General features: G+C 64.9%; 24 protein-coding genes and 1 pseudogene. 18 read left to right on the top strand and 7 right to left on the bottom strand.

Annotated features, from left to right (window positions below; all coding sequences use genetic code 11):
- Nucleotides 1–117 precede the first annotated feature (117 nt).
- Entirely contained in the window at nt 118–1,803 is a 1,686-nt protein-coding gene (locus tag JJB99_RS08805) for a caspase family protein (protein ID WP_200500085.1), read from the bottom strand.
- Between the two features lie 275 nt (nt 1,804–2,078).
- Here JJB99_RS08805 and msrA point away from each other — a divergent pair, with 275 nt between their 5' ends.
- From msrA to JJB99_RS08785, 4 genes are all read left to right on the top strand, one after another.
- Entirely contained in the window at nt 2,079–2,774 is a 696-nt protein-coding gene (gene msrA, locus JJB99_RS08800; RefSeq protein WP_200500084.1) for a peptide-methionine (S)-S-oxide reductase MsrA, read from the top strand.
- A gap of 30 nt (nt 2,775–2,804) precedes the next feature.
- Entirely contained in the window at nt 2,805–3,224 is a 420-nt protein-coding gene (gene msrB, locus JJB99_RS08795) for a peptide-methionine (R)-S-oxide reductase MsrB (protein WP_200498392.1), read from the top strand.
- Between the two features lie 107 nt (nt 3,225–3,331).
- On the top strand, nt 3,332–3,496 hold the full coding sequence (locus JJB99_RS08790; RefSeq protein ID WP_035731827.1) for a DUF3309 family protein: 165 nt from the start codon (nt 3,332–3,334) through the stop codon (nt 3,494–3,496).
- A 214-nt stretch (nt 3,497–3,710) separates the two neighbouring features.
- Nucleotides 3,711–4,004: a hypothetical protein gene (locus JJB99_RS08785; protein ID WP_200498391.1), complete on the top strand. Its 294-nt coding sequence runs from the start codon at nt 3,711–3,713 to the stop codon at nt 4,002–4,004.
- Nucleotides 4,005–4,148: 144 nt separating this feature from the next.
- Here the strand turns inward: JJB99_RS08785 and JJB99_RS08780 are convergent, their stop codons facing one another.
- Both JJB99_RS08780 and JJB99_RS08775 read right to left on the bottom strand, forming a co-directional pair.
- Complete coding sequence (locus JJB99_RS08780) at nt 4,149–4,691, bottom strand: DUF4112 domain-containing protein (RefSeq protein ID WP_200498390.1); 543 nt, start codon at nt 4,689–4,691, stop codon at nt 4,149–4,151.
- A 59-nt stretch (nt 4,692–4,750) separates the two neighbouring features.
- Nucleotides 4,751–5,176: a DUF5413 family protein gene (locus JJB99_RS08775; RefSeq protein WP_200498389.1), complete on the bottom strand. Its 426-nt coding sequence runs from the start codon at nt 5,174–5,176 to the stop codon at nt 4,751–4,753.
- Between the two features lie 146 nt (nt 5,177–5,322).
- Here JJB99_RS08775 and JJB99_RS08770 point away from each other — a divergent pair, with 146 nt between their 5' ends.
- The 4 genes from JJB99_RS08770 to JJB99_RS08755 all read left to right on the top strand — a co-directional run bounded on the left by JJB99_RS08770 (nt 5,323) and on the right by JJB99_RS08755 (nt 7,037).
- A complete protein-coding gene (locus JJB99_RS08770) occupies nt 5,323–5,565 on the top strand; it encodes a hypothetical protein (protein WP_200498388.1) in 243 nt (80 codons plus the stop codon).
- A gap of 26 nt (nt 5,566–5,591) precedes the next feature.
- Entirely contained in the window at nt 5,592–5,828 is a 237-nt protein-coding gene (locus JJB99_RS08765) for a hypothetical protein (protein WP_246775179.1), read from the top strand.
- A 258-nt stretch (nt 5,829–6,086) separates the two neighbouring features.
- Nucleotides 6,087–6,359, top strand: a complete 273-nt coding sequence (locus tag JJB99_RS08760; protein ID WP_246775178.1) for a hypothetical protein — start codon at nt 6,087–6,089, stop codon at nt 6,357–6,359.
- A gap of 141 nt (nt 6,360–6,500) precedes the next feature.
- Nucleotides 6,501–7,037 carry a hypothetical protein gene (locus JJB99_RS08755; RefSeq protein ID WP_200498386.1) on the top strand — a complete coding sequence of 179 codons (537 nt, stop codon included), beginning with the start codon at nt 6,501–6,503 and terminating at the stop codon, nt 7,035–7,037.
- Between the two features lie 85 nt (nt 7,038–7,122).
- On the opposite strand, the gene JJB99_RS08750 is transcribed toward JJB99_RS08755, so the two are convergent.
- Both JJB99_RS08750 and JJB99_RS08745 read right to left on the bottom strand, forming a co-directional pair.
- Nucleotides 7,123–8,736: a hypothetical protein gene (locus tag JJB99_RS08750; protein ID WP_200498385.1), complete on the bottom strand. Its 1,614-nt coding sequence runs from the start codon at nt 8,734–8,736 to the stop codon at nt 7,123–7,125.
- Between the two features lie 37 nt (nt 8,737–8,773).
- Complete coding sequence (locus tag JJB99_RS08745; protein WP_200498384.1) at nt 8,774–10,066, bottom strand: adenylosuccinate synthase; 1,293 nt, start codon at nt 10,064–10,066, stop codon at nt 8,774–8,776.
- Between the two features lie 374 nt (nt 10,067–10,440).
- On the opposite strand from JJB99_RS08745, the gene JJB99_RS08740 reads away from it, so the two are divergent.
- Nucleotides 10,441–11,373, top strand: a complete 933-nt coding sequence (locus tag JJB99_RS08740) for a DMT family transporter (RefSeq protein WP_200498383.1) — start codon at nt 10,441–10,443, stop codon at nt 11,371–11,373.
- 194 nt (nt 11,374–11,567) lie between these two features.
- On the opposite strand, the gene JJB99_RS08735 is transcribed toward JJB99_RS08740, so the two are convergent.
- A complete protein-coding gene (locus JJB99_RS08735) occupies nt 11,568–11,957 on the bottom strand; it encodes a DUF1330 domain-containing protein (protein WP_200498382.1) in 390 nt (129 codons plus the stop codon).
- Nucleotides 11,958–12,062: 105 nt separating this feature from the next.
- Between JJB99_RS08735 and JJB99_RS08730 the strand changes: the two genes are divergently transcribed.
- Both JJB99_RS08730 and JJB99_RS08725 read left to right on the top strand, forming a co-directional pair.
- Nucleotides 12,063–12,998, top strand: a complete 936-nt coding sequence (locus JJB99_RS08730) for a DMT family transporter (protein ID WP_200498381.1) — start codon at nt 12,063–12,065, stop codon at nt 12,996–12,998.
- A gap of 94 nt (nt 12,999–13,092) precedes the next feature.
- On the top strand, nt 13,093–14,070 hold the full coding sequence (locus tag JJB99_RS08725) for a Bug family tripartite tricarboxylate transporter substrate binding protein (protein WP_200498380.1): 978 nt from the start codon (nt 13,093–13,095) through the stop codon (nt 14,068–14,070).
- 189 nt (nt 14,071–14,259) lie between these two features.
- Here the strand turns inward: JJB99_RS08725 and JJB99_RS08720 are convergent, their stop codons facing one another.
- Nucleotides 14,260–15,945 carry a methyl-accepting chemotaxis protein gene (locus JJB99_RS08720; protein WP_200498379.1) on the bottom strand — a complete coding sequence of 562 codons (1,686 nt, stop codon included), beginning with the start codon at nt 15,943–15,945 and terminating at the stop codon, nt 14,260–14,262.
- A 261-nt stretch (nt 15,946–16,206) separates the two neighbouring features.
- Between JJB99_RS08720 and JJB99_RS08715 the strand changes: the two genes are divergently transcribed.
- From JJB99_RS08715 to JJB99_RS08685, 7 genes and pseudogenes are all read left to right on the top strand, one after another.
- Nucleotides 16,207–17,250: a C-terminal binding protein gene (locus JJB99_RS08715; protein ID WP_200498378.1), complete on the top strand. Its 1,044-nt coding sequence runs from the start codon at nt 16,207–16,209 to the stop codon at nt 17,248–17,250.
- Between the two features lie 94 nt (nt 17,251–17,344).
- Nucleotides 17,345–18,685: an ABC transporter substrate-binding protein gene (locus JJB99_RS08710; protein WP_200498377.1), complete on the top strand. Its 1,341-nt coding sequence runs from the start codon at nt 17,345–17,347 to the stop codon at nt 18,683–18,685.
- A gap of 160 nt (nt 18,686–18,845) precedes the next feature.
- The gene (locus JJB99_RS08705) at nt 18,846–19,802 is read left to right on the top strand and encodes a carbohydrate ABC transporter permease (RefSeq protein WP_200498376.1); all 957 of its coding nucleotides are present in this window, start codon (nt 18,846–18,848) and stop codon (nt 19,800–19,802) included.
- Nucleotides 19,795–20,694: a carbohydrate ABC transporter permease gene (locus JJB99_RS08700; RefSeq protein WP_200498375.1), complete on the top strand. Its 900-nt coding sequence runs from the start codon at nt 19,795–19,797 to the stop codon at nt 20,692–20,694. The genes JJB99_RS08705 and JJB99_RS08700 overlap by 8 nt, the downstream gene beginning before the upstream one ends.
- A gap of 130 nt (nt 20,695–20,824) precedes the next feature.
- Nucleotides 20,825–21,007 carry a hypothetical protein gene (locus tag JJB99_RS08695; RefSeq protein WP_200498374.1) on the top strand — a complete coding sequence of 61 codons (183 nt, stop codon included), beginning with the start codon at nt 20,825–20,827 and terminating at the stop codon, nt 21,005–21,007.
- Nucleotides 21,008–21,048: 41 nt separating this feature from the next.
- A pseudogene (locus JJB99_RS08690) lies at nt 21,049–21,254 on the top strand (esterase-like activity of phytase family protein); the annotation flags it as partial.
- A gap of 99 nt (nt 21,255–21,353) precedes the next feature.
- Complete coding sequence (locus tag JJB99_RS08685; protein ID WP_200498373.1) at nt 21,354–22,367, top strand: IS5 family transposase; 1,014 nt, start codon at nt 21,354–21,356, stop codon at nt 22,365–22,367.
- The last annotated feature ends 214 nt before the right edge of the window (nt 22,368–22,581 follow it).

The following is a 22,581-nucleotide window of genomic DNA, read 5'->3' as shown; positions in this document are numbered from 1 at the left end:
CACCGCTCCCGTAGGGTAGGCAAAGGCGCAAAGCGCCGTGCCCACGATCTCTCTCCATAAGCAACAAGATGCGTGGGCACGCTCCGCTTTGCCCACCCTACGGCATCGCCAACCCCGTCACTTCCCCGCCACGAAATAAAAATCCTCGCGACCCGGCGGCGAGCCGTAGGTGAACGGCTGCTGCTCGTGCTTCGTCGCGGACCAGACATCGTCGCGGACGATGTCAAACAGTTTTCGGATCTCGACCTTCGGCTGCTTGATGTCGCGGGCAAGCGCGGTGGCGAAGGGGCTGTCGGCGCCGCCGTCGCCGTCGATCGCGGTCTCGCCGTGCTTGGCGGCGTAGACCACCATCAAGCCGGCGCCGGGCTCGATGTTGGAGAAACCTTTGTCGACCAGCTTGAGCGACAGCGTGTGCTGCATGGTCGGCGCGAACGGATTGTCGCGGCACGCATCCAGCATCACGAGGCGCACTTTTCGCGCAGCACCGACGGCGGCGATCACCTGCTCGAGCGCAACCGCCTGGGTCTCGGCGTCCTTGTCGGCGGCAAGCTTGGCGTCGACGGGGACGAGGTAATTCACCCCGCCGATCTCAAAGCCGTGGCCGGCGTAATAGACCACGGCCCAGTCGGCCTTCTCCGCCTCCTCCGCGAAGGACTTCAGCGCTTCGAAGAACTTGTCGCGGGTGAGATCGTTGACGGAGATCACGGTCTGGAAGCCGACATCGCGCAGCGCGCCTGCGATCAGCCTGGAGTCGCGCGGCGGATTCGGCAGCGCATGGACGTTCTTGTAGGCGCCGTTGCCGATCACGAGCGCGACGCGGCGCCCGCCCGCGGCGGCCGGCGCCTGCGGCGTCAGCGCGGCAAGCCGCTCCCGCGCGATGGCGCGGGCGCGTGCCACGTCGATCTCGTCGAACGGCGTCAGCGAATAGGCCGCCGAACGGTAGTCGGCTCTCGCCTGGGCGAGATCTTTCCGCCGCTCGTAGATCTGGCCGCGGCCGGAATGCGCGCGAACATTGTTCGGGCTGATCTGGATGACTGCGTTGTAGTCCCTCAGCGCGGCATCGAGATCGCCCTTCATCATGCTGACGTCGGCGCGGTTGTTGATCGCGTAGATGTTCTTTGGCTGCCGCTCGATCAGCTGGTTGCAATCGGCAAAGGCCTGGTCGTACTTGCCCATCAAGCCGTAAGTGACACAGCGGTTGGCCGCGATCTGCGGCGCGGCCGGATCGATCTTCTCGGCCGCGGCGAAATCGGCGAGCGCGCCATCGAAATCTTTCGTCAGCGTGCGCACGCGGGCCCGATTGGTCCAGCCGAGCAGGAATCTGGGCGCATATTTGATCGACAGGCTGAAATCGTCGAGCGCGCTTTGCAGCGCGCCCCGGCGCAGCTGGATGACACCGCGGTTGTTGTAGGGAACGCCATAAGTCGGGCGCTTCTGGAGTGCGAGGTTGTAATCGGCCAAAGCCAGATCGTCCTGGCCCTTGCGCTCGTAAGCGATGCCGCGCGAATTGAGGATCAGGGCACTGTCCGGCTCGAGCGCGATGGCGGCCGAGAACGCCTCGATCGCCTTGTCATAGTCGCGCCTGGTGATCAGCGCATTGCCGTGCACAAGCAGCGCCGTGGCCTTGTCCTTGCCGGTGACGCGCTCGGCATTGAGGAGATTTTCGCAGGCTTGCGTTCGCGCTTGCGTCTCCGCCTGCCGGTCGCGGCAGGTCGCGACGTCGTCGGCGGGCGGCGGGTCGGCCGCAGCCATCGGCATGGATGACAACAGAGCAAGGAAGGTCAGGGAAAAGACGCGCAACATGGTCGACAAATCAAGCTCCGGTCCCACACATTTTTATGTCGGCGCTTCCAAGCGCGGGTTCAGTGGGACCGATGAAGTCTCGGCCCGACGCCGCCGGGCCCCTTCTGCCACGCTACCATGCCGGTTTCACGCCTTCGTGTCCGTTCCAACGTAACAACCGGCCGGCTCACCCGTATCTTGGGCAACGGAAACCACGACGGACGGACTGTTCGCTCCGTCCCGATCATCCTAAACTCTCCCTTCCCTGCACTCGAGGATGCGCCATGAGCCGAACCTTGCTCCGCCCCCTGTCCCTGTTCGCAGCCGCCGCCCTGACACTGGCCTTCGCCATGCCGTCGCGGGCCGCCGAGGATGCGGTCGTGATCCCCGCTCCCGCCATGGACGCGGCGCCCGCTACCGGGATCCAGACCGCTGTGGTCGCCGGCGGCTGCTTCTGGGGTGTGCAGGGCGTGTTCCAGCACACCGCCGGCGTCATCAACGCGGTCTCCGGCTATGCCGGCGGAACCAAGGCGACCGCGGATTACCAGACCGTCTCGAGCGGCCGGACCGGCCACGCCGAATCGGTCGAGATCAAATACGACCCGAAGAAGATTACTTACGGAAAGATCCTCCAGATCTACTTCTCGGTGGTGCACGACCCGACCCAGCTCAATCGCCAGGGCCCCGACACCGGCACGCAATATCGCTCGGCGATCTTCACGACGTCCGACGAGCAGAAGAAGGTGGCGGAGGCCTACATTGCCCAGCTCGACGGCGCCAAGGTGTTCGGCAAGCCGATCGTGACCAAGATCAGTCCGCTGGAGGCGTTCTACCCGGCGGAGGCCTATCACCAGGATTATCTGACGCTGCACCCGAACCAGCCCTACATCGCCTACAACGATCTTCCGAAGGTCGCGAACCTGAAAAAGCTGTTCGCGGATAACTACATCGAAAAGCCGACGCTGGTCAGTGCCAGCAAGGCCACCAACTGATCGCGAGATCGCAAACGAAACGGGAGACCCATGCCCGATAGCAAGATGAAACCCGCCGACGACAAAGTCATTAAGAGTGAGGAACAGTGGCGGCGCGAGCTGACGCCGATGCAGTATGCCGTGCTGCGCGAGAAGGCGACCGAGCGTCCGTTCACCGGCGAGTATGAGCACGACCACCGTGCCGGCACTTATGTCTGCGCCGGCTGCGGCAATGTGCTGTTCGAATCCGACGCCAAGTTCGATTCCGGCTGTGGCTGGCCGAGCTTCACCCAACCCGCTGTCGAGAGCCATATCGACGAGGAGCGCGACGTGAGCCATGGCATGGTTCGCACCGAGGTGCTGTGCTCCAAGTGCAGCGGCCATCTCGGCCATGTCTTCCCTGACGGACCCGGGCCGACCGGCCTGCGCTACTGCATCAACTCGGCGGCGCTGAAGCTTGAGCCGAAATAATATTGCGCCCCATCGGGTTCCCGAATGGAACCCGATGGAGCCAACATGCATTTCCCTCCTGGCGGTGCAGCCGATGCGCACGGTCCGCGGCCGCCAGGGAGGATGCCGTGACGCTTGGGACCATCCTGATCATCCTGGTGATCATCTATCTGCTCGGCGGCTGGTCGGGCCGGATCGGCGGCTATGGCTATGGCATGGGCCATTCCGGCATGGGAATCGGCGGTGTCGTTTTGGTGGTGCTGCTCGTCTTGCTCCTTCTTGGCAAGCTGTAAACCACGTAAGCCGCTGAAATAAATTCAGTTTTTGTCTTTGCGGGCCTGCCATGCGCGGATTCATCATCTCCCATCGCAGGGGTCGCAATTTTGTCAAATCGGCCTATATTAGTGGACGAAAATGCCATGTGCGGCGGGCCCGCTCGATTGCGGCCCCTGCCCTCCCAAACCCCACGCGCTTAAAGCCCCAGAGAAGATCACGAGGTCTTTGACCATGCGTCCACTGCGTCCGTTCAACTTCAACACTTCCGCCGAACTGTTCCCCGCCGCCATCCGCAAGAAGAAGCGCGCGGGCTTCACCTATCGCCGGTTCGGCACCGCGGCCGAAGCCGTGCAGTTCGCGATGGAGCAGTTGCCGACGGATTCGCTGAACGGCGCCTATCTCCAGGTCGAGGAAGCGCGCTTCGACCAGAACGGCATCCGCTCGCTGTATGAGAGCGAAGCCTTCCCGCTGCCCCGCCGCCGCAAGGCGGAGGCGGCCGCGGAGACCGACGCCGACGCGGCGTAAGTTTCTTCGCAAGCCTCCGATGTGCGCAGAAGGCGCGATGGCCGATAGGCCGTCGCGCTTTTTGTTTGTGGTTCTCCCTCTCCCGCTTGCAAGCGGGAGAGGTGCACCGAGCCTGACGCTCGACTGTCGGGAGCCTTCAGGCCCTCACACCCGCGGCTGCTTGTCGAGCCAGCGGCGGAGCAGGCGCACGTTGCGCATGTTGGCACGGAACATGACGTCGAAAGCATCGCCCGCGAACGGCACCATGCCGACCACGCCGTCGACCGCGACATTGCCGAGCATGCGCGCGGTGATGTACCAGGGCGCGCCGAGCGCGCGGGCCTCGCGCACCAGCCACAGCGAGATCGCCGTGGTGATGATGTCGCCGACGACAGGAATCAGCCCGATCAGCCCGTCGATGCCGTAGCGGATATTGGTACCGGGCAGGATGAAGGCGACGTCGAGCAGCTTGGCGATCGCCTCGAGCCGCGCGATCCGCTGCTCGCGCGTCAGGTTGCCGAACGGATTGCCTTGCCCGAAATCAAAACGAAACTCGCGAAACCCCTCCTCCAGCGTCTCGGGCCGGATCTCGCGGCCGTCCTGGTCGATGATCGGCCCGCGCGCCTCGGCGCGCGAAGAGCCCGCGCGTGAGCGGCCTCCCGAACGGGATTTGCGCGGCGTAAGGATATCGTCGTCGGACATGGTCATGGTCTCTGAAGAACGCCCTGGTGCGGCGGAGGTTGCTGCCGCGCCCGAACGTCGCGCGCTCAGGTCGGTGCCGCCGCCGGTTGCGGCTCTTCGACATATCTATGCACGAGCCAGGACGACATCGCCGCCGGCACGAACCCGACGAGGCCATACAGGATGAACTGAACCGCGCCGGAGTCCGGCCCGCGCGAACTGTAGGTCAACGAGGCCAGCACGAAGGCGAACAGGCCGACCAGCAGCATGCGCAGCACCGGACCAATCCGCCTGACATGCAACAGGATGTCGTCGACCGCGCCGATCATCAGCGAAGGCAGAAAGCCAAACAAATAGCTGTATTGCAGGGTCTTGAAGAACACGGCGAACAGCTTGCCGACCTCGCCCAGATTAGTCTGGGTCCAATAGCCGGACTGGTAGGTCGTGGTCAGCAGCAGCAGGAACCCGCCGACGAACGGACCGACCAGGGCAAACACCAGATAGCGTTTCATCGAACACCCTCACAACTCTGCCCCGTTATAGCAGCGCCGCGGGAACCTTGAACAGCGGGCGCGGCCCGGCTTCGAGGGGAACAAGTGGCAAGGCGCCGAGTTCAGACAGGACCCTGAGAACATTCACTGCCGGATTGGAGCCGCCGATGTCCCGCAAACTTGTTCTGGCGACGATCACGCTGGCCGCGCTGAGCGGCCTATCGAGCGCGCCCGTTCGCGCGCAAGGCCACATGGGTACGCCGCAGGAGCAGAACGCCTGCTCGCGGGACGCATCGCGCCTCTGTCGCAAGGAGCTCGGCAACGACAATGCGGTGCAGAGCTGCCTGCAAGCCAACCGGGCCAAGCTGTCGCGGTCCTGCAGCAAGGTATTCCAGAGCCACGGCATGTGAGGATCGAGCCCCTGCAGAGATCGGAGATGTCAGACATGCTGCGCGACGAACAACTCTCGATCCTCAGGGACATCAGCCAATCCGTTGCCTTCGCCGACGACCGGCACGGCAAGATCGGCGAGCTGATCGCCGAGGGCTATGTGATGAAGGACGGCGATCTGTTCGAGCTCACGGCAAAGGGCGTCAGCGCCGTCGAGGAACACGCCGCGCTCGGCGCTGATGATGCCGACGACGCGAGCGCATCGCCCGATCGGCCGATCTGATCGCGCGTTGCCGCGTCGTGCGTGACGTGCGCGCAACAATTGCGAATTCCTTCACGCCGGCCATTGCAGCTCCGTGACAATGGCGCATACTCGAATCGGGCGGCGCAGCACTTTTCGATTCGAACATCAAGAAATCGAGCGACCACATGCGGGAGCAAGGTCCCGGCGTGAAGGCTGTGACATGCGGCAGATCAAGCCGCGTGCGGCGCCCCAAAATCAAGCGGGCTCAAGCCCACGGAACTCGGGGACGTATTCTGCATGTCACGCTATCATACCACCGTTTCGCTGTTGGCCTTCACCGCGGCCATCGCACTCCAGACATCACCTGGTCTCGCCTTCTCATCCGAAGCACAGCAGATGTGCTCCGCCGACGCGATGCGGCTTTGCTCCAGTGAGATCCCCGACATTCCCAGGATCACCGCCTGCATGGTGCGGAACAAGTCGCATGTCAGCCCCGGCTGCCGCGCCGTGATGGACCGCGAGCACGCAGCGGCCGCCGCCGCGCGCAAGCGGGAAGCGGCGGCGCAATAAGCCGGACGGCTGCCCGGCCGGCCGGCGACAGCGTTGACCGGCGGCGGGCGCCACTAGCGCGCTCGCCGCTCGTTCGACAGCGAGGGAAACATTGTTGAGTTCCCGACATTGATCCGTTTCGAACAAGCATCGGAGCGGAACATGGCATCACCGACATTTGGAACGCTGGTCGCGATCGCCTTTATCGGCATCGCCACGCCGGCCCTTGCGCAGGGCACGAGCGGAGCTGCTGCCGGCTCGGGCGGCACCGGCTCTGCCGCGGCGGGTTCGGCAGGCGCCTACGGAAACGGGGCCTATGGCGCCGGCAGTTACGGGGCGTTCAGCGGGACCAACACCATCAGGCCAGCGACCAATCTGGGACCGACCGACAATACGAGCGGAACAACAGGCAGCACGACGGCAACGACGGGCACCGCCGGCGCAATCTCCACGCCAAGGAAGGCGACGAACTATTTCGTGCCTTCGGCTCCCTCGCTCGGCGGTCCGAGCGCGACGGCGGCCGCCCAGAAAAATACCGCCGTCAACGGTTTGAACACGGCACAGGCAGCGGACCAATCATCGGGCGCCGTGGGTGCAGCCGGTGTCGGTGTCGGCCATTCCGCCAACGGACAACCGATCGGCAGCTCCGGCTCAGGCCTTGGCTCGCCGGAGAATCCGATCGGCGCGACGTCGAAGTAGTTGTCCCAGAGCGCGATGGGTTCTGATTGAATCGACGCGCGCTCAGGGCTCACCTCACCTCTCCCGCAGGGAGAGGTGAACAAGCCTAGTCGCCCCACTGCGCGAAGGCGTCGTTGAAGGTGCGCTCGCCGGGGGCGCCCTTCTCGATGGCGATGATGGCGCGGCGCTGGTTGGCATAGACCAGCGGCACGTCAAACCACGAGCGCTCCTTCAGGAGCTGGACGTTGCGGGCACGATCGGCATCGACATTGGAGAGGCCGACCAGGAAGAAGCCGTCGGTGACCTTGACCGCGAGGCCGGCGAGCGGCGTGCCGCGCGCCTGCTCGTTCGACTTCATCAAGATGCCGGGGACGTTGGAGACGCTGCCGCCCGGGAAATCCGGCGGCAGGATGAAGGTCAGCTCCGCGGTATGGCTCGCCGGAAGCGAGGAGTCCGTGTTGCGGCGGAACGACATCGTCATCTTGAACTTGCGCTCGGGAATCTCGATCTCGGCGCGCACGGCGACGTCGGCCTTCTGGTTGCCCGACGCCTTGATCGGCTCGAGCCGCCACACCACCGAGCCGACATATTGCTTGCCCTTCGGATCGGACGGATCCTCGTCATAGAGCACGACCTTCTGCGCCACCGGCGCGACCGGCTGATCGCTCGCCGAGGGCTGGCCGACGCGATCCGGAATCTTGGGCTTGCTCTGCGGCTGGGCCGGCTCCTTAGGCGCCTCCACCACCTGGGTCGGCGAGGACTTGAAAAAGTTGGTCGCGGTCTGGAGCAGCGGCTTGCCCCAGAGGATGCCGGCGCCGACCAGGATCAGCACGATGCCGACGGCGATCGCGCTCTTGAACGGGAACCCCGAGCCGGTGCGGGCACGCTTCTTGGCGTCGCGCTCGGGCGCGATGCGCGGACGCGGCGACGGCGGCTGCGGCGCGTAGCGCTCGGCCTCCTCGATCGACTCGTCGTAAGAATAAGGCGCGTCCTGCTCGCCGGCGCGGTTTTCCAGGCTCGGCTCCAGCCGGTCGAATTCCGGCGAGGGCGAGGGCACGTTGGCATAGGTGCGGCGCGCGGCGCGGCTCGCCTGCGCCGCGGCGCCGCCGAGATCGTTGGCATCGGCGGTGATGTCGCGGAAGCCGCGCACGCCCGGCGCCGGCGGCAGCGGCGGCGAAGGTCCGATGTCCGGCGGACGGCGCGGACCGCCTCGGTCGCGCCCGGCCTGCGGCGCGGGCGGCTCCGGCATCGGCGGCGCGGACGGACCGGGCTGGCGCGGTGCGTCGAAACGCGGCGCGCGCGGCGGACGCTGGGCATCGCCCTGGTCATCGGCGTTGAAGGACGGACGATCCGCACGCGGCGGCGGCGGGGCCGGGCGGGTGCGCGGCGGAGCAGCCGGCTGGGACGCGGCCGGGTTGCCCTCGGCGGCACGGGTGCTGGCCCGGCGGAAGGCGTCGCCGCTGCTGCTGCGAACGGCGCCACCGGGCCGCGAGGCTTCGCGGGCACGCTGGGCGGCCTCCGATTCGACCTTGCGGACGGCCTCTTCCAGCGACAGCCGTTCGCGGGTGATCTCGGATTCGGAGAGCGGCGGCTGAACGCTGCGGAGTTGCGCGATCAGCGCCGTGCGCGCCCGCTCATAGAGCGCGCGACGGCTTTCGCCGGGAGCGTTGGGGTCCAGGGCGGCAATAGCGCGGGCGATCAGCGGATAGTAATCAGCCATTTCTACTCAACTATACGCGCGTCCCGGTAAGATATCGTTAAGCCTCAAACGGATTTTGCACGAGGATAGTATCTTCGCGTTCGGGGCTGGTGGAAAGCAAGGCGACCGGGCAGCCCACCAATTCCTCGATCCGGCGGACATATTTGATGGCCTGGGCCGGCAGGTCCGCCCAGGAGCGGGCGTTGGCGGTCGGCTCCTTCCAACCCTCGATGGTCTCGTAGATCGGCTCGACCCGGCCTTGCGCGCCCTCGCCGGCCGGGAAGTGATCGATCTCCTTGCCGTCGAGCTTGTAGCCGGTGCAGACCTCGATCGAATCGAAGCCATCGAGGATGTCGAGCTTGGTCAGCGCGAGGCCGTTGATGCCGCAGGTGCGGACCGCCTGGCGAACCAGCACGGCGTCGAACCAGCCGCAGCGGCGCGGACGGCCGGTGTTGGTGCCGAACTCACGGCCGCGCTCGCCGATCTTGCGGCCGATCTCATTGTCCTGCTCGGTCGGGAACGGGCCCTGGCCGACGCGGGTCGTGTAGGCCTTGCACAGGCCGAGGACGTAGCCGACGGCGCCCGGTCCGAGGCCCGAGCCGATCGCGGCCTGCGCCGCCACCGTGTTGGACGAGGTGACGTAAGGATAGGTGCCGTGATCGACGTCGAGCAGCGCGCCCTGCGCGCCCTCGAACAGCATGCGCTTGCCGGCGCGCCGCTCGATGTCGAGCAGCCGCCACACCGTCTCGGCATAGGGCAACAGCTGCGGCGCCAGCGCGCTCAGCTCCTTCAAAATCTCCTTGCCGTCGAACTCGGGCAGGCCGAGACCGCGGCGCAAGGCATTGTGATGCGCCAGCAGCCGGTCGATCTTGTGCGGGAGCGTGTCGAGGTCGGCGAGGTCCATCAAGCGGATGGCGCGGCGGCCGACCTTGTCCTCATAGGCAGGTCCAATGCCGCGGCGGGTGGTGCCGATCGCGGTCGCGGCACTGGCGGATTCACGGTGCGCGTCGAGTTCGCGGTGCAGCGGCAGGATCAGCGTGACGTTCTCGGCGATGCGCAGATTGTCCGGCGAGACCGCGACGCCCTGGGCACGCAGCTTGGCGACCTCGTCCAGGAAGGCTGTGGGATCGAACACCACGCCGTTGCCGATCACCGACAGCTTCGCCTCGCGCAGCACGCCGGAGGGCAACAGCGCCAGCTTGTAGGTCTTGCCGTTGATCACCAGCGTGTGGCCGGCGTTATGACCGCCCTGGAAGCGGACGACGATGTCCGCCTGCTCCGACAACCAGTCGACGATCTTGCCCTTCCCTTCGTCGCCCCACTGGGCGCCGACGACGACAACATTGGCCATTCGCGGGGATTCCCTTCGAAGATAGTAGATGCGCCCAGCCCAATCCACGGCCGGGGCCGCTCGCACGCGAGGCAGCCAACCGGATAAAGGATGCAGCCTCTCTAGGCAAGCAAGAACGGGGCTTTTTCGGGGCTCGGAGCGCGCTCCAAGCCTTTGATATCCCCGGAAAATCCAGAAACGTCGGCGACGAACGCAATGGCTTCGACCAAAGCCTGAGAAGCTGCATCCGCCGCTGCATGGTCGCGATGCATCCGCCCCCCGTTGCTGCAGGCGCGATTTCCGTGTCTTTGGGCAGCGCCGGGTGATGAGCCGGCCCGGACTTCGCCGGGCCGGATGGCTCCCGGCGCATGCCACGCGGGGCCATAACGATCACAATGTCCGCCACCGGCCAGACCACGAGCGCGGAAACATCCGGCCACAACTGGGTCGCCAACCAGCCTTATCTGCTGCTGTGCATCACCGCGCTGTGCTGGGCCGGCAATGCCATCGTCGGGCGTCTCGCCGCCGGCCACATTCCGCCGGTGACGCTGTCATTCCTGCGCTGGTTCTTCGCCTTTCTCCTGGTGCTGCCGTTCGCCTGGAAACACCTCGCCCAGGACTGGCCCGCGATCCGTGGCCGGCTTGGCCTGATGATCACGCTCTCGATCACCGGCATCGGCGCCTTCAACACGCTGCAATATTGGGCGCTGGAGCATACCCAGGCGCTCAACACGCTGCTGCTCCAGTCGGCCGCGCCGCTGGTGGTGGCGCTGTGGTCGCTCGCCATCCTCGGCGTCCGCCTCACCGTGGCGCAGGCGTTCGGCGTGCTGCTCTCGATGTGCGGCGTGCTGACGATCCTGCTGCATGGCGATGTCACCACGCTGTCGAACATCGAATTCAACAAGGGCGATCTCATCTTCATCGTCGCGCTGGTCATCTTCGCGCTGTACTCGGTGCTGACCTTGAAGCGGCCGCCGATGCACGGCCTGTCGTTCCTCGCCTTCACCTTCGGCGCCGGCGCGGCCTGTCTCCTCCCGCTGGAGATCTGGGAGCTGTCTGCGCGCCCGGTGATGAAGCTCGACGGGCCGAACCTCTTGACGCTCTTCTACGTCGCGGTCTTCCCCTCGACGCTCGCCTATCTCTGCTTCAATCGCGGCGTGCGCCTGATCGGCGCCAACCGCGCCGCGCCGTTCTTCCACGTGGTGCCGGTGTTCGGCTCGATCATGGCGATGGCGTTCCTCGGCGAACACCCGCAGGCGTTCCACTTCATCGGTTTCGCGCTGGTGCTGGCCGGGGTGTTCGCGGCGTCAAGGAAGCAGGCGACGTAGCTCCATTCAAGCGTGACGCCGCCATTCACCCTCCCCTGGAGGGGGTCGGCTCGTAGCGCGCTAGCGATGAGAGACCGGGTGGGGTGACAGTCTCTCGGCAACGAACGCTGCCCGAGTGGAGGGATCACCCCACCCCGCTCGCGCTGCGCGCGATCGACCCTCCCCCTCCAGGGGAGGGTAAGAACGAGCGTGCGCTATCTCGTCTTGAACTTGCTGTAGGCTTCGCTGGTGGCGATGATGACGTGCTCGGCGCAGCCGTTGACGCGATGCGGATTGGCCTGCATCTCGTATTCCTTCGACGTCATCATGTCGATGAACGCCGCGACGGTTGGATAATAGACCAGCGCGACGAAATCCCAGTCATTGCCCGCATGCGGGCCGAGTGCGATCGCCTTGGCCTCGCCGGTCCACAGCAGCGTGCCGCCGCGCGCCTTGATCATCGGCACGGTGATCGCGCTGTAACGGAGATAAGCATCCCAGCCGGAGCCGTCGCCGTCGCGCGAGCGCGCGTGAAAACGCATCAGGTTCAGCATCACCACCGGCGCTTGGCGATCGAGCTGCTCCAGGCCTTCGATGTTCAACATATTAACCGCCAATGACACCTCCTCTGTCGATGCGCGCATTGTAGCATTGCGGCCGCGTGACTTGTGTCGCGGCGGCAATCCGGCGCAAGCTCGCAACCGACGCCAATGACGATCGCTTCGCCCGCGCCAGCGCCCTCGAGTCCGGCCAGTTGGCTCAACAACCAGCCTTATCTGCTGCTCAGCCTGAGCTCGCTGTTCTGGGCCGGCAACATCGTGCTCGCCCGCCATGTCGGCGCGCACGTGCCGCCGCTGACGGTGACCACGATCCGCTGGTTCGGCGTGTTCCTGATCCTGCTGCCGTTCGCCTGGCCGCATCTGAAGCGCGACTGGCCTGCCCTGCGCGGCAGCCTGCCCTTGATGCTGTTCCTGTCGCTGGTCGGCTTTGCCTTCAACAACGCGATCTCGTACTGGGCGATGCAGTATACAGAAGCGCTGAACGCGCTGCTGATCCAGTCGGCAGGTCCCCTGTTCGTGGCGCTGTGGTCGCTGGTGCTGTTCGGGGTGCGGCTGACGGGCGGACAGTTTGCCGGCATCGCGATCTCGCTGCTCGGCGTGCTCATCATCATCCTGCGCGGCGATCTCGCCGCGCTCGCCGGCATCAGCTTCAACAGGGGCGATCTCATGTTCGGCTCCTCGCTGGTGGCGTTCGGGATCTACTCCGCCTTCATCCCGCGCCGGCCGAAGATCCACCAGCTCTCCTTTCTGTCCTTCACCACCTGCTGCGGCGCGACCATGCTGCTGCCGACCGCGATCTGGGAGGCGTGGAGCGGCCGCGTGCTGCAATTCGACACGACGACGCTGATGACGCTCGGCTACATCCTGATCTTCCCCTCGACGCTCGCCTATCTCTTCTTCAACCGCGGCGTCGCGCTGATCGGCCCGAACCGCGCCGCACCGTTCTTCCATCTGGTGCCGGTGTTCGGCTCGGCAATGGCGATCCTGCTGCTCGGCGAAAAGCTCCAGCCGTTTCATCTGATCGGCTACGCGCTGGTGCTCGCCGGCGTCGTGATCGCCTCGCGCCAGGGCTCTGCGGTGAAGTAATTCCGCGACGCGGGCGACAAAACTCCTGTCTTCCGATTTCAGCTCGGAGAAGCTAGGTTCCCCGCCAACGAAAAAAGAGAGGGAACGTCCAGACATGCTGTCATCACTGATCCGAATGCTGCGCACCGCCGGCGCCGCCGCGCTATGTCTCGCGGCGGCATCCACCGCGCAGGCCGACACCTGGCCGAGCCGCAACATCACGCTGGTGCTGCCATTCGCGGCCGGCAGCGGCACCGACACCACGACGCGGCTGATCTCGCAGCATCTGTCGCAGGCGCTCGGCGTCGGCATCGTGATCGAGAACAAAGCCGGCGCCAACGGCATGATCGCGGCGACCTATGTCGCGCGCGCCGCGCCAGACGGCTACACGCTGCTGGTGACCACCAACACGACGCATTCGGCCAATCCCTATCTGCTCAAGAGCCTCACCTACGATCCGGTCAAGGACTTTACCCCGATCGCGCGCACCGGCGATCTGCCCTTCATGCTGGTGGTCCACCCCGACGTGCCCGCCAAGACCGTCGGCGAGCTCGTTGCCTATGGCAAGGCCAATCCGGGCAAGCTGAGCTACGCCTCGGGCTCGTCTTCGGCGATCGTGTCGGGCGCGACCTTCGCGCACAATGCCGGGCTCGACCTGTTGCACGTGCCCTACAAGAGCTCGCCGCCGGCGCTCAACGACGTCATGGGCGGCCGCGTCTCGATGATGTTCGTCGACATCCTCACCGGGCTGCCGCATGTCCAGGGCAACGCGCTGCGGGCGCTTGCCGTCACCACCAAGGATCGCTCGCCGCTGGTGCCGAACCTGCCCTCGATGCAGGAGGCCGGCGTGCCCGATTTCGATATCTCCTCGTGGCAGGGCTATTTCGGTCCGGCCGGGATGCCGAAGGAGATCGTGACGCGGCTCAACGCCGAGATCCGCAAGATCGTCGAGAAGCCGGAGATCAAGGCACAGCTTGCGACGCTCGGCATGGACGCATTTTCGGGCACGCCGGAGGAGCTCGGCAAGTTCGTCAACGAGCAGCTGGTGCTGTGGGAGAAGCTGATCACGAATGCCGGGATCGAGAAGCAGTAGAGCTCTAGGAAGGTGTCATCGCCCGCGAAGGCGGGCGATCCAGTATTCCGAGACGGCAGTGATTGACCCGATGGGCCGCGGCGTACTGGATGCCCCGCCTTCGCGGGGCATGACAGCTGACGAGTTCAATGAAGGGTGGGCACGACGCTTTCGCGTCTTTGCCCACCCTACGAATTCAGCGCGAGAACTTTAAGCCGCGCGCACCTTGGCGAGGAAGCTGTCGACGGCGCTGCGCAGCGCGCCCGACTGGTTGTCCAGCTCGCGGGCGTTGGTGAGCACGTCGGTGGCGGCAGAGCCGGTCGCTTGCGCGGCCGAGGTGACGCTGCCGATATGGGCGTTGATCTCGCTCGAGCCGGCCGCGACCGACTGGATGTTGCGGGCGATCTCGCGGGTGGCTTCGCCCTGCTGCTCGATCGATGCGGAGATGCCGGCGGTGATCTCGCTCATCTCGGCAATCGTCTGCGTGATGCCGGAGATGGCCGCGACCGCGTCGCTGGTCGAGGTCTGCATCGCCGCCACTTGCGCGGAGATCTCCTCGGTCGCTTTCGCGGTCTGGTTCGCCAGCGCCTTGACCTCGGAGGCGACGACGGCGAAGCCGCGGCCGGATTCACCGGCACGCGCCGCCTCGATGGTGGCGTTGAGCGCCAAGAGGTTGGTCTGCGCCGCGATCGAATGGATCAGCTTGACGACCTCGCCGATCTTCTCGGCGCCGGAGGAGAGCACCTGGACCGTGGCGTTGGTGCGCTCGGCGTCGTTGACGGCCTTGCTCGCGACCTCGGTCGAGCGGGTGACCTGGCGGGAGATTTCCGCGACCGAGCTCGACAGCTCTTCGGCGGCGGCGGCAACCGTGCCGACATTGCCGGAGGCCTTTTGCGAGGCGGCACCGACCGTCGCCGCGCGCGACGAGGCGTCGCTCGCGGTCGCGGTCATCGACTGCGCCGTCGACTGCATGCCGGCCGCGGCCGAGGAGACCGAGCGGACGATGCCGTTGACGCTGCGTTCGAAGTCGTTGGCGATGCCCTCCATAGTGCTGCGACGTTCCGCCGCGGCGCGCTCCTTGGCGTCCGACTCGGTCTTCTCGAGGTCGCGGATGCGAACCGCGTTGTCCTTGAAGATCTGGACGGTCGATGCCATCGCGCCGACCTCGTCGCCGCGGCCGACGCCAGGGATGTCGCCTTCGAGCTTGCCGTCGGCGAGATCCTTCATGCGGGCACCGAGCAGCGCCAGCGGACGGCTGATGCTGCGCCCGATCATCCAGGCGACGCTGCCGGCGACGATGACGATGCCGAGCATGGCGAAGCCGAGCAGCCAGTAGATCGGCCCCATCCTGGCATCGATGTCATCGAGATAGGCGCCGGTGCCGAGATACATGTCGAAGCCGGGAACGGCGACGGCGTAACCGAGCTTGCGGATCGGCGTTTCCTGGCCGGGCTTCACATATTCATAATAGAGAAGGATCTGGCCGTTGGCCTTGACGCCATCCATCAGCTCCTTCGAGAGCTTGCGGCCGTTGGTTTCAACCTCCATGCGGTTGGTGCCGATCTGCTTGGGATCGGGCGCCATCTGGGTGATGCCGTCATAGGTCGTGCCGAACAGATAGCCGGCGCCGTTGTCGTAGGTCATCGCGTTGCCGTAGCGGCGCAGCTCGGCCAGAGCCGCGTCCTTCGTCAGCTCGCCGGCATCGATGCGTTTCCTGAGCGCAGCCGCAAAGTTGCGGCCCATGTCCACGATCGCCTTGGCCTGATCGATGCGCGCGTTCACCATCTCGCGCTTCATCAGATATCCCGCGAGAACTCCGGAGATGCACAGGCCGAACAAGGTAACGCCGACAAGGATGCCGAGCTTGGGGGCGATCTTCAGGTTGCTCAAGTTCACGGGATGGACTCCGGGGAAAAGGAATGCGGGCACGCAAGTGAGTCGACACAAATTTGAAACAATTTTTAGTGTGCGACCCCTTAGCAAGTTACTTACACCCCTCCGTAGAAGCCCGGACCAGCCGACAAATCCGGCAAATAATCGCGGTCCTGGCAACCGGCGATTGTACGCGAGTGGCTCGATTTCGCGTAAAAGACGCAAAGGCCCGCTCAAGAAGGCCGGGTCGCAACAAGAACCGACAAAACAAATCGGGAGCAGGACATGCCGAAATACAGGGTGGTGACGCCGAAGGGCGCGAGCTTCACGGTCGCGGGCAGCGATTATTCCTACGAGCGCGAGGCGCTCGATCCGATCGATGCTGAGATCGTCGAGGCGCCGGCCAATGAGGCCGAGTTCATCGCCGCCGCGAAAAATGCCGACGCCATCTATGCCAAGGGCATCCCGATCACCAAGTCGATCATCGACGCGCTGGACAATTGCAAGGTCATCACGCTCGGCTCGGTCGGCGTCGATAGCGTCGACGTCAAGGCCGCCACCGCCCGCGGCATTCCCGTCACCAACATTCCCGACACCTTCATCGAGGAGGTCGCCGACCACGCCATGATGCTGCTGCTCGCGGGCTTCCGCCGCCTGGTCGAGCAGGACCGCATGGTGCGCGACGGGCGCTGGGCCGAGGGCCGGCCGGCGCTTTTGAAGATTCCGCGGCTGATGGGCCAGACGCTCGGCTTCATCTCGTTCGGCCGTGTCGCGCGTGCCGTTGCCAAGCGCGCCGCGCCGTTCGGCCTGCGCATGATGGCCTACGATCCCTTCATCCAGGAGACGCTGATGTACGACCACGGCGTGATCCCGGCGACGCTGAACGAGGTGCTGTCGCAGTCCGACTTCGTGTCGATGCATGCCCCTGCAAGACCCGAGGTGCATCACATGCTGACCGAGAAGCATTTTCGACAGATGAAGAAGGGCTCGATCTTCATCAACACCGGCCGCGGCGCCACGGTGGACGAGGAGAGCCTGATCAAGGCTCTGCAGGAGGGCTGGATCGCGCACGCCGCCCTCGACGTGCTGGAGACAGAGCCGCCGTCGCACAACAACCCCATCCTCAGGATGGAGAACGTGACCCTGACGGCCCATGTCGCCTCCGCCTCGGCACGGTTCGACGAGGCGCGCAAGCGCCGGGTGGGCTACGAATTGTCACTGGTGCTTCAGGGCATGTGGCCGGTAAGCTGCGTCAACCCGTCGGTGCTGCAAGACACCGCGCTCCGCCGCTGGCAACCGGTCAGCATGGATCGCGGTCCGAACAGCTAAGGCGGCCGGCCACAAGCCGGAAACCGGCAAAAGACCGAAACGACCCTTCACCGGCGATCAACGCCGGGAAGGGAGACATCATAGGGAGGTACTGATGAGGAACGACATCACACGTCGTGATGCCTTGGCGCTGGGCCTGTCCGCCGCGACGTTTGCCGCCACCGGTGCTGCAGCGCAAACATCCAATATCAAGGCCGCCGATGTGGCGGCGCCCAAGCGCGAGATCGAGAAAGGCGCAACCTTGCGCATGCTGCGGCCGGTCCGCTTCGTCCAGGCCGACGAAGACGTGTTCCGCGCCAACGCTGCGAAATTCACGAAGGAAACCGGTGTCGAGGTCAAGGTCGACTTCGTAGGCTGGGAGGACATCAACCAGCAGACTGCGGTCACCGCCAATTCCGGCGCCGGCCCCGACATCATCATCGGCTTCTCCGATGCACCGCACATCTATATTGACAAGCTGATCGAGCTCACCGACGTCGCCGACTATGTCGGCAAACGCTATGGCGGCTGGCTGCCGCTGGCGCAGCGCTACGGCAAGAAGAACAAGAGCGACACCTGGATCGGACTGCCGTTCGGCGCCTCCGCCGGCCCCCTGATCTACCGCAAGTCGATCCTGCAATCGGTCGGCTTCGACAAGGTGCCGGAAGATCATGCCGGCATCCTCGATCTGTGCCAGAAGCTGCAAAAAGCCGGCAAGCCGGCCGGCTTCGCGCTCGGCAACGCCAAGGGCGACGGCAACGGTTTTGCAAGCTGGGCACTGTGGTCGCACAACGCTGCCCTGCTCGATGAAGAAGGCAACCTCACCATCAACAGCAAGGAGACCATCGCCGCGCTGAACTGGGTCAAGCAGCTCTACCCGACCTTCATCGCCGGCACGACATCGTGGAACGACGTCAGCAACAACCGCGCCTATGCCGCGCAGGAAATCGCGCTGACCGCGAACGGCGTCTCGCTGTACTTCTCGCTGAAGAACGATCCGGCGACCAAGGCGATTGCCGAGGACAGCGAGCATCAGCTGCTGCCGAAGGGCCTCGCCAAGGTCTCGCCGATGGCGGGCCTGACGCTGAACGCCATGGTGTTCAAGCACAGCCAGTATCCCAACGCCGCAAAAGCCTTCCTGCAATTCATGCTGGAAAAGGACCAGTACGAGCCGTGGCTCAACGCCAACTCCGGCTACTGGGCCCAGCCGCTGGCCGCCTATGCCGACGCCGCCGTGTGGTCGCAGGACCCCAAGGTCAAGATCTTCAAGGACACCATGAACAGCACCTATTATGACGGCTACAAGGGTCCGATCTCGACGGCGACCGGTGCCGTCAGCGCCGACTACGTGCTGATCCAGATGTTCGCGTCTGTCGCCACAGGCGCCGCTACGCCGGAGGCCGCGGCCGCGGAAGCCGAGCAACGCTGTAAGCGGTATTTCAGGCGGCAGAAGTAAGGACCGTCATTGCGAGCGAAGCGAAGCGAAGCAATCCAGTCCCGCCCCCCGGTTACAGCCTGGATTGCTTCGTCGCTTCAGCGCAAAATTGCTCCGCAATTTTGTCGCGAGCTCCTCGCAATGACGGCGTGGTGACCTTCAACGACAGGACAACGCCCCGATGTCCGTGACCACACTTCCCCCTCTCGCCCTGGCCCAACGGCAACCGTCCTGGTTGGTGCGGCTGTTCGACTACAAGCCGTTCCTGATCGTGATGTGCCTTGCGCCCGCGATCGGGCTGCTCGCGGTGTTCCTGACCTATCCGCTCGGCCTCGGCATCTGGCTCGCTTTCACCGATACGACGATCGGCCGCAAGGGCGTCTATGTCGGTCTCGAGAATTTCCAGTATCTGCTCACCGACTCGCTGTGGTGGAACGCGGTGTTCTACAGCGTCGTCTACACGGCGATCGCGACCTTCGGGAAGTTCGCGCTCGGCTTCTGGCTCGCGCTGCTGCTCAACAACCATTTTCCGTTCAAGAGCCTGCTGCGCGCGATCATCCTGTTGCCCTGGATCGTGCCGACCGTGCTCTCGGCGCTGGCGTTCTGGTGGATCTACGATCCGCAGTTCTCGATCATCTCCTATCTGCTGGTCGACGTGCTGCACTGGCGGTCGAGCAATATCGACTTCCTCGGCTCGGCCTGGCCGGCGCGGTTCTCGCTGATCGCCGCCAACATCTGGCGCGGCATTCCCTTCGTCGCGATCTCGCTGCTGGCGGGCCTTCAAACCATCTCGCCCTCGCTCTACGAGGCCGCGATGCTCGATGGCGCCAGCGCCTGGCAGCGCTTCCGCTACATTACCTTCCCGATGATGATGCCGATCCTCGCCATCGTCATGACCTTCTCGATCATTTTCACCTTCACCGACTTCCAGCTCGTCTACGCGATCACCCGCGGCGGCCCCGGCAACTCGACCCATCTGCTGGCGACGCTGGCGTTCCAGCGCGGCATCGCGGGCGGCGAACTCGGCGAAGGCGCCGCGATCGCGGTGTCGATGATCCCGTTCCTGGTATTCGCGACGCTGTTCTCCTATTTCGGCCTGGCGCGCCGCAAATGGCAGCAGGGAGAGGCCAATGACTGACACGGTCGCGCAACGGTCTGTCGCCGACGCCAAGGCCGCGCCGGACACCATGGCCTGGGATTCCGGGCTGCGGCGACTGATGATGATCTACCTGCCGCTCGGCTGCTTCGTGCTGATCCTGCTGTTTCCGTTCTACTGGATGGCGATCACCTCGTTCAAGCCGAACGCCGAGCTGATGAACTACCGGGAGCACAACCCGTTCTGGATCTCCTCGCCGACGCTGGCGCATATCAAGCACCTCTTGTTCGACACGGCCTATCCGCGCTGGCTGTGGACGACGATGATGGTCGCAATCGGGGCAACCACGCTGTCGCTGGTCGCGAGCACGCTCGCCGCCTATGCGATCGAGCGGCTGCGTTTCCGCGGCAGTCCTTATGTCGGCCTCGGCATCTACCTCGCTTACCTCGTGCCGCCGTCGATTCTGTTCATTCCGCTTGCGACCGTCGTGGTGCAGTTCGGCCTGTTCGACTCGCCGCTTGCCCTGATCCTGGTCTATCCGACCTTCCTGGTGCCGTTCTGCACCTGGCTGCTGATCGGCTATTTCAAGTCAATCCCCTACGAGCTCGAGGAATGCGCGCTGGTCGACGGCGCCACCCGCCTCCAGATCCTGCGCCGCATCACGCTGCCGCTGGCGGTGCCCGGCCTGATCTCGGCTGGCATCTTCTCCTTCACGCTGTCCTGGAACGAGTTCATCTACGCGCTCGCCTTCATCCAGAGCGGCGCCAACAAAACCGTGCCGGTCGCGATCCTGACCGAGCTCGTCACCGGCGACGTCTACCAGTGGGGCGCGCTGATGGCGGGCTCGTTGCTCGGCTCGCTGCCGGTGGCGGTCTTCTACTCGCTGTTCGTCGACTATTACGTGTCCTCGCTGACCGGCGCGGTAAAGGAGTAATCCGAACCAGCCTGTGAGACGATCTCCGGCGCCGCGAAAGGGGCCTCAATCGCGCCTGTGGCATCTTTACAGTCGGCGATCGCTTGCTTACGCTCCAGAACATTGCTTTTGATTTTCCGGAGCATTTGACATGAAGACATTGGCATTGGTCGTGGTCGCCGTTCTATTGCTCGTTCCCGCTGCGTCCAGGGTGCAGGCTCAAACTGGAAGCTCGACTGCGGCCAAGAAGGACACCAAGCAACCGCAGACCAAGAATCTTCCGCGGTGCAGCCGCGCCATGAAGATGTCCGGCAAGCCTTGTTACGGCGGATAACGCCGAGCGACGGCTGAACAACGCCCAGGGAAGATCCACAACCCGACAAGAAGGCGCGGAAAGCCCTCAACGACGGCGTCTACACCTTTCCGTTCTTCGCCACCGAGAACTCGACCGCGTCGACGACACCCACATCATCGTCGGCAACGACAACACCCTGCCGTTCTCCTCCAGCCGCGATCCCAACCAGGCCGACGATGACGAGTTCATGCTGGTCGACCTCGCGGATTTCCTGAAGGCGAAGTGAGGGTTCCGCGGCGAAGGTGCGTCCCCTCCCCCGCTTGCGAGAGCTTTGCATAAAGCACGAGTCTGGGATTCTCTCTGGCTTGAGGGGAAAGGGGCTGGGATGGCATATCGTCAGGTTGGACAACCGAGCTTCGCGGACGCGCTGGTGTCGCGGCGAGGAAAAGGGAGCCCGGTGCTGAGGCGGATTGGCGAACTGGTGGATTGGGAGGCAGTGGAGCGCGTGCTGGGCGGCCTGCCGGAACCGGAGCGGGGCGCGCCGGCCTATCCACGGCTGGTGATGTTCAAGGCGCTGCTGCTGCAGCAATGGTACGGGCTGTCCGATCCGGAGCTTGAAGAGGCGCTTGATGATCGGGCCTCGTTCCGCGATTTCTGCGGCTTTGTGCTGGGCGACGAGACCCCCGACCATGCAACGATCTGGCGCTTCCGGGAGGCTTTGCAGCGGGCCGGCCTGGACGAGACGCTGTTCAGTGAGATCTTGCGCCAGATTGAGGCGCATGGGCTGGTGGTGCGGCGGGGCACGCTGATCGACGCGAGTCTGATTCCGGCGGCGGTGAAGCCGCCGAAGCCGCCAGAGGATCCGCAACCGCCCGGCCCGGACGGCCTGGCGCCGAGCAAACTGGTCAACAGCAAGCGCGATCCTGACGCGCGCTGGACCAAGAAGGGCGGCAAACGATACTTCGGCTACAAGGCACATGTGGGCATCGACCAGGGCTCGGCGATCATCCGCCGCAGCAAGCTGACCGATGCTGCGGTCAACGACACGGTGCCCGCCGACGAGTTGATCTGCGGTGATGAGAAGGCGGTGTATGCCGACCAGGCCTATGACAAGCACGAGCGCCGCAGCGGCCTTCGTGCGCGAGGCATCAAGCCGCGGCTGATGTTCCGCCCCAACAAGCATCATCCGCTGACCGAGCGGCAGAAGCGCTTCAACGACGCTGTGGGAAAGCGGCGCGCGCCGGTCGAGCAGGTCTTCGCCCGCCTCAAGGGCGGCTACCGCTGGGCGCGCGCCCGCTATCTGGGCCTGGCGCGCAACCAGACCCATCTGCGCCTGATCTGCCTCGCCATGAATCTCAAACGATGGGCGGTGCTGTCTGCTGTGGGAGCTGCAGCATGACCGTCGTCGCCCGAAGCCATCCGTCGGCCACCAAAACGCAACCGTTCCATGCCGTGCGCCGTCAGATGCTGCGCAAAAAAAGCCCGGCAGCAGGAACTACCCCCGCACATCCAATTAAGCAAAGCTCTCGCTTGCGGGGGAGGGCTGGGGAGAGGGTGTCTCGACGACGAAGACTCCCCCAGAGGAAAGAGCCCTCACCCCTCTCCCGCAAGCG

It is taken from the genome of Bradyrhizobium diazoefficiens (assembly GCF_016616235.1).
GTDB lineage: Bacteria > Pseudomonadota > Alphaproteobacteria > Rhizobiales > Xanthobacteraceae > Bradyrhizobium > Bradyrhizobium diazoefficiens_H.
Note: the sequence above shows the minus strand (reverse complement) of the source record. Positions and strands in the feature narration are given on the sequence as shown.